The following is a 7,025-nucleotide window of genomic DNA, read 5'->3' as shown; positions in this document are numbered from 1 at the left end:
GGTGCGAAAGCAGCACCGCAAAACAGGGGCTTCTTTCTCCCATCTGGCTTTTGAATGGTGGGGGACCGAAGACACCTGCTGCGTCAGCACTGGTTGCTGCCCTCGAACATTGCTCGGGCAATTTAGCCTAGAAGCAACCGAGACAAACGACTGGCACTGGCCGCGGCCAAGCTCTGGTAGCCGGTGTGAAAGTTGCAGCGGTCATTCGACCTACAGAATTGCCAAGGGCCGGCTCCGGTCGCAGCAGCCACCCGCCCGCCTTTTCTGGAGGGCAGCACAAAGTCTAGAGCTGCCATCGGTACCTCCAGACGCGATGCCTCATTTGATCTTTTGAACACCAGCTGCGGGGTTTTCCCCAAATCTACAAGTCCTATAGAGGACTATATTTGCGGTCATGAACCAACTCTCGCCATCTGCACTCACTTCCGAGCCCGGTGTGAGTCGATATGCAACTCTGGCACAGGCACTGCGCGCCCGCGTAGTGGCCGGGGAATGGCCCCCGGGCTTTGCCTTGCCTGCCGAGAGCCAGCTGGCAGGAGAACATGGAGTAGCCCTGGGCACAATGCGCCGCGCACTCGAGCTGCTGGTGGAGCAAGGCTTCATCGATCGCATCCACGGCAAGGGCACGTTCGTTCGACAAGGGCTCACGGGCGCCACCATGCTGCGCTTCTTTCGATTCGACAGCGGCACCGGCGAGGTGCCAGAGTCGCGGATCCTGCAGCGCAGCCGGGTGAGCGCGCCGGCCGCGGTGTCGCGCACGCTGGGCATCGGCGCCGGGGAACCGGTTTTGCGCATGCACCGCCTGCGCCACATGGGCGGCCAGCCCCGCCTGTTCGAAGAGCTCTGGCTACCGCTGGATCTGTTTGAACCGCTGGCCGAGGACGACCTATCCACCTGGGACGACTTGCTCTATCCCATGTTCGCGCGCCGGCTGCAGGTCAACGTACACCGTGCGCTGGACGAAATCGAATTTGCTCAGCTCAGCGCCGCGCAGGCGCGCCACCTGGGGCTCCCCGCTGGCCATCCTTGTGCGCAGGTTCAGCGTTCGGCCTTTGACCTCACAGGGCGCTGTGTCGAGGTGCGCATCACCCGCGGCGACGCCCATGCCTTTCACTACTCCGTCGCCATCACTTGAAGGAACTTACATGACTACATCAAACTTCCCCACGCACGGCTGGACTCCCTCCCGCCGTCACCTCATCACAGCCGCCGGTGCCACCCTGGCTGCACCCTGGATCGGCGCCCAAGCGCAGGGCAAGATCGCCAGCGGCAAGCCGATCACGCTGGTCGTTTCGTACCCACCGGGCGGCGGTGCCGACCTCATGGCCCGCACCATCGCGCCCAGACTCGAAGCAGCACTTGGCCAAACGGTTGTGGTGGAGAACCGGGCGGGTGCCAGCGGTCAGCTGGCGGCAGGCCTTGTGGCACGGGGTGCGACCGATGGCAGCGTCCTGCTGCTGGACGCATCCTCTTTTGCAGTGAATCCTTCCCTGTTCCCCAAGTTGCCTTACGACAGCGCAACTGCGTTCACACCACTGGCTGTGTTGGCCACCTTTCCCAATGTGTTGGTGTGCACGCCCAGCTTCGAAGCAAAAAGCGTGAAGGACGTCATCCGTCTGGCAAAGACCAAGCCTCTGAACTACGCCTCCTCCGGCAATGGTTCAGCTCAGCACCTGGCCGGCGCGTTGTTTGAACAGCGGGCGGGTGTGAACCTTACCCATGTGGCCTACCGGGGCGGGGGCCCGGCCATGAACGACGTGATGGGAGGCCAGGTGCCGCTGTTCTTCGCCAACGTGGCCTCGTCGTTGGCCAACATCCAGGCGGGCCGTCTGCGCCCACTGGCTGTGACGAGTTCGCTGCGAGCCCGCTCCCTGCCCGACGTACCCACCATGGCCGAAGCGGGTGTGACGGGCTACGAGGTGCTGGAGTGGAACCCGATCCTCGCGCCGGCAGGCCTGCCCGCCGATATGAAAGCCATCCTAGTAGCCGCCATCCGCAAGTCGCTTGAAGACCCAGAAGTGCTCGGTCGTATCCGCCAGTTGGGGGGTGATGTGTTCGCCGACACCAGCCAACAGAGCGCGGGCAAGTTCATTGCGGCCCAGCAGGCGCAATGGGCCAAGGTGATCAAGGAACGCAACATCACAACCGGATGAATTCGAGTTCCACTTCTATCCCGACCGGCTGGGACTGCCATGTGCATGTTTTCGACCCCGCGCATCCATCCCAGGCCGGCCACTATCGACCTGTGCTGCGCGACCTGCCCGAGATCGAGCGCACTGCTGCAGCGCTGGGTGTGGGCCATCTCGTGCTGGTGCAGCCCAGCGTCTACGGCACCGACAACAGCCTGATCCTGCGAGCCCTTGCCCGCGATCCGGGCCGCCACAGGGGTATCGCGGTGCTGGGCACCGACGTCTCCGATACCGAGCTCGACACCATGCACCGGCTGGGCGTGCGCGGCGTGCGCTTCAACCTCGTTTCCCCGGTAGGCAACGGTCCCGAGTCCTTTCGCTTGCTCGCGCCACGACTAAAAGCGCGTGGCTGGCACGTGCAGTGGTACGCAAAGGCCGATCAGCTGGCCGCCATCGCCGACCTGCACGAAGGCAGCGGCCTGACCGCCGTGCTTGATCACCTGGCCGGCATGCACCTGGACATCAGTGCGTCTGATCCTTCTTGGAGCGCATTGCAGCGCCTGGCAGCACAAGGCGCCTGGGTCAAGCTCTCCGGCTGGTACCGACTGCATTCCGTGGCACCTTACAAATCGCTGCATGACCCCATCCGGCGAGTGGCACAGCTCATGGATGAACGCTTGGTCTGGGGTTCCGACTGGCCGCACACCGCCTTTGACCACGACGCCCTTCCGCCCTACGAGAGCGTGTGGCAGCCGGTGGTGCAGGCGCTGGGCGAGTCACGTGCCGCTGCCGTGCGCACGGCAAGCGCCTTGCTCTACGCCTGAACTCTGAACAGACTGGGGCCATGCGCATCCTGCTCGCCGAAGACGAAACCGACCTGGGCAACTGGCTGACCAAGGCGCTGGCCCAGAGCGACTTCCAGGTCGACTGGGTGAACGACGGCCGCTTGGTGCGCCGCAGCCTCAAGGCCACGAAGTACGACGCACTCATCCTCGACCTGGGTCTGCCCGGCTTGGGCGGGCACGACGTGCTGGCCGATCTGCGCGAGGCCGACGAGCGACTGCCGGTGCTCATCTTGACCGCGCGCGACTCGCTCATGGAGCGTGTGAACTGCTTGCACAGCGGCGCGGATGACTTCCTGGCCAAGCCGTTTGACGTGGCGGAACTGGAGGCGCGGCTGATCGCGCTGATCCGACGTTCCCGCGGTCAGGACCATCCGCGCTTTGCCTGTGGGCCGTTGAGCTACGACACCGTGTCAAAGCAATTTCGGCTGCAACATGAGGTGCTGAGCCTCACGCCGCGCGAACACGCGGTGCTGCGAGCCTTGATTCAGCACCCGGGTGAGCCATTGTCCAAGCGCGAGTTGCTAGAACGCGTGTTCTCCGATGAACAGGACGTGAACCCAGAAGCCATTGAGGTGCTGATTCACCGCCTTCGCAGACGCCTGGAAGCCTCACCCGTGCGTATCACAACGCTCCGAGGCATGGGGTACTTGCTGGAGTGCCCACCGTGAGATTGCCACGCTGGCTGGGTGGCAGCATTCGCCGCATGCTCCTGCTCGTGCTGGTGCCGGGCATGCTGCTGGTGTTTTCGGCCGAGCTCTGGCTGGCATGGCGCACCGCCAGCGAAGCCGCCGACGCCGCCTACGACCGGTCACTTCTGGGTGCGGTGAAGTCGATCGACTCCAGCATCTCCACCGCCAGCGGTGGCCTGGCGGTGGAGCTGCCCTACCGCATGCTGGAGTTCTTCGAGCTCACCGCCGAAGGTCAGGTGTACTACCGGGTAGCCACCGAAGACGGGCTGGTCGAAATCGGCAGCTCTGACTTGCCCCCGCCTCCCAGCACACTGCAATCGGGCAAGCCACAGTTCCACGAGGGTGTGTACTTCGGAGAACCCGTTCGTGTGGGCAGTTATGCGCGCGAGCTGGCCACTCCGCTGGCAGGCCAACCCGGACCGCAGCGTGTGGTGATCCAGGTGGCCGAAACGCTGGAGGCACGCACCGACTTCCGGCGCGGCCTGGTGCTGCAGTCGGTGGCGCGCGATTTCCTGCTGGTCGTGGTGGCCAGCACCCTGTTCGGCCTGGCCATCGCCTGGGCCATGCGCCCACTTGCGCGCTTGCGCCAGGACGTGGAGGCCCGCCCGCCGCAGGACCTCACCCCGATGGACAGCGATGGCGTGCCCGCCGAGGTGTTGCCCCTGGTGGGCGCGATCAACCACCACATCGGGCGCAACCGCGAGCAGGCTGAGGCCCGCAGGCGCTTTATCGACGACGCCTCGCACCAATTGCGAACGCCGCTAACCACGCTGGCCACGCAAGTGGCTTTTGCCCAGCGTGAGGACGATCCTGCCGCGCTGCGCAAGGTGATGGACAACATCCGGCAGCAGCTGGACGAAACCATCCGGCAGACCAACCAGATGTTGTCCCTGGCTAAGGCGGACAGCGCTGCACCCGAACCCGAACTTGTGGAGGCGGTGGTCCTGGCCGAAGACCTTGTGCGCCGCTGGTGGCCGATAGCACGCGAACAAGGGGTGGACCTGGGCTTGCACGCGCCCATGGCCACGCTCCCCTTTCGCGGCGAGCCTGGTCTGCTGAAAGAAGCGCTGTCCAACCTTCTGCACAACGCGATCCGCCATGGAGGTGCGGGCTGCCACGTGACGCTGGCCGTTGGCCGAAGCGGTGATCTTGTGCATTTCAGTGTGGTCGACAATGGGCCGGGCCTGCCACCCGAAGAACTGGCCCGCGCTGGGGAGCGCTTTTTTCGCGGCCGTCAAGGCCCGCTGCCCGGCTCCGGCCTGGGGCTGGCGATTGCGCGCACCGTGGCCCAGCGCCATGGCGGCGAGATGCGGGTGCGCGCTGGTCCTGAGGGGCGTGGGCTGGAAGTCACGTTGACTTTGGCAAGCTCCGGAGCCCCGGCGACTATTGGGGGTTAACCCTGAAGAATCAGAGCGATCTCTGAAAGCGGCTTGAAAGCGCGGTTTTTCTAAAGTGCCCTCATCGCCGCAGATCCGCGAGCGTTTCACCCTCCAGAGGAGACACTTTCATGAGCATCACATCCCGATTGTTTGCAGTGGCCATCTCGGCCAGCGCCGTCACCGCTTTCGCCGCCGGCGCACTGGACAAGACAGAGTGCATCGCCCCCGCCAAGCCCGGCGGCGGCTTCGATCTCACCTGCAAGCTCGTGCAAAGCGCACTGCTGGAGGGCAAGTTCGTCGCGGACCCGATGCGCGTGACCTACATGCCTGGCGGCATTGGTGCCGTGGCTTATAACACCGTGATCGCGCAGAAGCCCGACGCAGCCAACGCCATCGTTGCTTTCTCGGGCGGCTCGCTACTCAACCTCGCGCAGGGCAAGTTCGGCCGCTACACCGAGAACGACGTGCGCTGGCTCGCCGCCGTCGGCACCGACTACGGCGCCGTGGTCGTGGCAGAGAACTCGCCATTCAAATCGCTCAAGGACGTGATGGCCGCCATCAAGGCCGACCCCACCAAGGTGGTGCTGGGCGCTGGTGGCACCGTGGGCAGCCAGGACTGGATGAAGGCTGCGCTGACCGCGCGCGCCGCTGGCGTGAATCCCAAGACCATGCGCTACGTGGCCTTTGAAGGCGGCGGCGAAGCGCTGACCGCGCTGCAGGGTGGCCACATCCACGTGTTCACCGGCGATGCGGCCGAGGCCGGACAGCAGATCAAGGCTGGCGCCAAGGTCCGCATCCTGGCAGTCATGAACGACAAGCGCCTCACTGGCGACATGGCCAGCATCCCGACCGCCGCCGAGCAGGGTTATGACGTTGAATGGCCCATCGTGCGCGGCTTCTACCTTGGCCCCAAGGTCAGCGACGCCGACTACAAAATCTGGGCCGACACCTTCACGAAGCTGATGGCCATGCCCGCCTACGACAAGTTGCGCAACGAGCGCGGCTTGTTCCCCCTTGCTCTGACCGGCGCCCCTTTGGATGCCTACGTCAAGAAGCAGGTGGCCGACTACCGCAAGCTGGCAGAAGAGTTCGGTCTGAACGTCGTTCCCGCCAAGTGATCCCCGCAGGGCCTTCGCCCTGCTCTTTGGCGCGACCCCTGCGGTGGCCCGCTTCCATTCTTCTTCGGAGTACCCCATGAGTGACCGCGTCCTCGGTGCGGTGTGTGTTGTTGCGGCCGCTGCTATGGCCTGGGCCGCGCAAGACTACACCGCTGCCATTTCATACGAACCTGTCGGCCCGCGCGCCTTTCCGCTGCTGCTGGCGTGCGGCCTGGGTCTCTCAGGCCTGTGGCTGGTGCTTCGTCCAGCGGTCGGGGGCGAGGCGTTCAGGGGTGTTCCATGGAAGTCCACCGCCTTGTGCGCGGCCGCAGTGCTCGCCTATGCGCTGCTGTTCCAGTGGCTGGGTTTTTCACTGGCCACGGCGCTCATGGCGGTGCCGGTGGGCATGGCGTTTGGCGGCAGCTGGAAACAGTCGCTGACGGGTGGCGCAGCACTGGGTTTGGTGCTGTTCCTGCTGTTCGATAAGCTGTTGGATGTGGTGTTGCCGACCGGTCTGCTGGCTGCGCTGCTGGGAGGAAGCTGACATGGACGTCTTGCAACACCTGGTCTTGGGATTTGGCGTGGCGCTGACTCCGACCAACCTTCTCATTGCCGCACTGGGCTGCTTCATCGGTACCGTCGTCGGCCTGCTGCCAGGTCTGGGCCCCATTAACGGCGTGGCCATCCTGATGCCGCTGGCCTTTGCCATGAAGTTGCCGCCGGAGGCCTCACTGATCCTGCTGGCGGCCGTGTACATCGGCTGCGAGTACGGCGGGCGCATCTCTTCCATCCTGCTCAATGTGCCGGGAGATGCAGGCGCCATCATGACCGCACTGGATGGCTATCCGATGGCGCGCAATGGCCAGGGCGGTGTGGCGCTGTCCAT

Annotated in this window: 8 protein-coding genes; all 8 read left to right on the top strand. The window is 64.7% G+C overall.

Going from position 1 to position 7,025, the window contains the following annotated elements:
* Positions 1–394: 394 nt before the first annotated feature.
* Complete coding sequence (locus ACK41V_RS23010) at positions 395–1,135, top strand: GntR family transcriptional regulator (RefSeq protein WP_409785906.1); 741 nt, start codon at positions 395–397, stop codon at positions 1,133–1,135.
* A 10-nt stretch (positions 1,136–1,145) separates the two neighbouring features.
* Positions 1,146–2,153 carry a tripartite tricarboxylate transporter substrate binding protein gene (locus ACK41V_RS23005; protein WP_409785904.1) on the top strand — a complete coding sequence of 336 codons (1,008 nt, stop codon included), beginning with the start codon at positions 1,146–1,148 and terminating at the stop codon, positions 2,151–2,153.
* Complete coding sequence (locus ACK41V_RS23000; RefSeq protein WP_409785902.1) at positions 2,150–2,953, top strand: amidohydrolase family protein; 804 nt, start codon at positions 2,150–2,152, stop codon at positions 2,951–2,953. The genes ACK41V_RS23005 and ACK41V_RS23000 overlap by 4 nt, the downstream gene beginning before the upstream one ends.
* A 20-nt stretch (positions 2,954–2,973) precedes the next feature.
* On the top strand, positions 2,974–3,642 hold the full coding sequence (locus ACK41V_RS22995) for a response regulator (RefSeq protein ID WP_409785900.1): 669 nt from the start codon (positions 2,974–2,976) through the stop codon (positions 3,640–3,642).
* Complete coding sequence (locus ACK41V_RS22990) at positions 3,639–5,060, top strand: sensor histidine kinase (RefSeq protein WP_409785898.1); 1,422 nt, start codon at positions 3,639–3,641, stop codon at positions 5,058–5,060. Before ACK41V_RS22995 ends, ACK41V_RS22990 begins: the two co-directional genes overlap by 4 nt.
* A gap of 110 nt (positions 5,061–5,170) precedes the next feature.
* Positions 5,171–6,160: a Bug family tripartite tricarboxylate transporter substrate binding protein gene (locus ACK41V_RS22985; protein WP_409785896.1), complete on the top strand. Its 990-nt coding sequence runs from the start codon at positions 5,171–5,173 to the stop codon at positions 6,158–6,160.
* Between the two features lie 76 nt (positions 6,161–6,236).
* A complete protein-coding gene (locus ACK41V_RS22980) occupies positions 6,237–6,683 on the top strand; it encodes a tripartite tricarboxylate transporter TctB family protein (RefSeq protein ID WP_409785894.1) in 447 nt (148 codons plus the stop codon).
* A gap of 1 nt (position 6,684) precedes the next feature.
* The coding region (locus ACK41V_RS22975; RefSeq protein ID WP_409785892.1) for a tripartite tricarboxylate transporter permease at positions 6,685–7,025 on the top strand (341 nt) is incomplete at its 3' end.

The organism is Acidovorax sp. (assembly GCF_046291265.1).
Classification (GTDB): Bacteria; Pseudomonadota; Gammaproteobacteria; order Burkholderiales; family Burkholderiaceae_C; genus Acidovorax.
This window is presented reverse-complemented; position numbering and strand designations above follow the sequence as displayed.